General features: G+C 72.5%; 1 protein-coding gene. It reads right to left on the minus strand.

Annotated elements, in window-relative coordinates; translation table 11 throughout:
• Nucleotides 1-139: 139 nt before the first annotated feature.
• On the minus strand, nucleotides 140-2,056 hold the full coding sequence (locus tag AOK24_RS35860) for an alpha-L-fucosidase (RefSeq protein ID WP_055724150.1): 1,917 nt from the start codon (nucleotides 2,054-2,056) through the stop codon (nucleotides 140-142).
• Nucleotides 2,057-2,132: the final 76 nt, after the last annotated feature.

Below are 2,132 nucleotides of genomic sequence, written 5' to 3' on the forward strand. Positions count from 1 at the left end.
GCGGAGGCGGGGGCCGCCGATCCGAACGCGGCGGCGGCGAGCACGGCCGTCAGGAGGGCCCAGAACTTTCTCACAGAACGTCCTTTTCTCTGAGTGGTCTGCGTGAGTCGGATCGATTCGGATCGATGAGGGGGGCGGCTCACGGGGTGCTGAAGGGCCGGTCGTAGAGCTCCAGGCCGCGGATCGAGGCCCAGGTTCCTGAGGGCAGCCCGGTGACGGTCACCCGGACGTACCGGGCCTGCGTCTGGAAGGCGGAGACCTGGACCTGTGCGGTGCCGGTGGTGGCGGTCAGGTCGGCCAGGGTGGTCCAGGCGGCGTCGTCGGTGGAGCCCTCGATCCGGTAGCGGTAGTTCGTGTCCGGGAACTCCCAGGCGATCCGCGCGCCGGTCAGCTGCCTGCGCTCCCCCAGGTCCACCTTCAGCCACTCCCCGGTGCCGCCGCCGTCCGCGCACCAGCGGGTGGCGGTGGAGCCGTCGACGGCCTTCGCCGCGGTGTTGCCGTGGGCGCTCTCCTGGCTGCTCGCCGTGGCGGTCCGGCCTGCGGCGATGTCGGCGGGCTCCACGGAGCGGTCCAGCGTGACGCCGATGACGCTGTCCTCGGGGATGCGCGTGCGGTCGATGCCGGTGACGGTCACCGAGCCGTCGGGGCCGACGGTGTACGGCAGGCCGGTGCCCGTGGCGACGTCGAAGACGCGGGTGACCCGGGCGTCCCCGGTGGGCGGGGTGGTGAAGGCGGTGCCGGTGTGGCCGGGCAGCAGGTGGACGTAGAAGGTGTCGCCCCGGTAGGTGAAGCCGTGGCGGCCGTCCACGGGCTGCCAAGGGCCGCCGCGCGTGCCGTAGACGGCCTCGCCGCAGGCCGTCAGGAAGGCGCCGACCCGGCGGACCGCCGCCGCCTGGTCGGCCGGTATCGCCCCGGTGCGGTCCGGGCCGACGTTCAGCAGGCAGGTCATGTTCCGCACCCAGGCGTTGACCAGGACGTTCATGATGGCGCCGAAGCCCATCACGGGCGCGCCGGCCGTGTAGCCCCAGGCGCCGCCGATGGTGAAGCACTTCTCCGTCAGCTTCCCGGAGCGGATCGCGCCGGTCGGCACGGAGCCGCCCTCCTCGCTCGCGTAGTCGCCGATCCAGCCGGAGCGCAGGGTGGTGACGATGTCGGGCTGGTGCTTGCGGACCAGCCCGGTCAGGCCGAGCGGCCTGCCGGTGGCGGGGTCGCTCTCGCTGTACGCGGCGTCCACGGGCCACTCGTTGGCGGGGTCGCGGAACTTGCCGGGTTCCCAGAAGAAGGCGGCGTCCGCGTCCGAGCCCTGCTGGCCGAGCCAGCCGCCGTCCCACCAGAGGTCGTCGATCGGGCCGTACCGGGTGACCAGCTCCTTGACCTGCTGGTACACCTCGTTCTTCATGATCCGCGCGTTCTCCTTGTGCGCGGGATCGGTGACGTAGCCCCATTTGTTGGGGAGGCAGCCCGTGCCGCGGACGTCGTAGTAGCCGGGGTAGCGCCAGCTGAGGGGCGAGTAGTACAGGCCGACGCGCAGTCCGGCGTCGCGTACGGCGGAGACGTAGCGGCCGATGAAGTCCTGCTGGAGCGGTGCCTGGCCGGAGTGCCAGGCGTTCGGGTGCGTGGACGGCCACAGGGCGAAGCCGTCGTGGTGGCGGGCGGTCAGGACGGTGTAGCGGGCGCCCATGTCCCTGGCCAGGCGCGCCCATGCGGCGGGGTCGTAGGCGTCGGCGGTGAACTGCGCGGGGCCCGGGTCGGTGACGTACCGGCGGTAGTTCTCCGGGGTGACGGCCGCGTTCTCCATGTACCACTCGCCCTTGGCCGGGCCCGCGTAGACGCCCCAGTGGATGAACATGCCGAGTCGGGCGTCCTGCATCCAGCGGATCTTCTCGTCGGGCTGCTGCTCGACGCCGAGGTCGGGCCGGGGGATCCGCAGCGGGGGCAGGGGCAGCGGCTGCGGCGCGGCGGCGGCGGCGCGCGCCAGGGCCGGTGGCACCACGGCGGCGGCCGTCACGGCGGCCACGCCGGTCAACGCCGTGCGGCGGCTGATCGGTTGGGACACAGCTCTCTCCTGACTCCGGACGCGACCTCGGACATGGGATGTATTAGCGGGTGCACAGGGGGTGGTTGTCCATAAC

Origin of the sequence: Streptomyces niveiscabiei, assembly GCF_001419795.1 — a bacterium.
Lineage (GTDB): Bacteria > Actinomycetota > Actinomycetes > Streptomycetales > Streptomycetaceae > Streptomyces > Streptomyces niveiscabiei.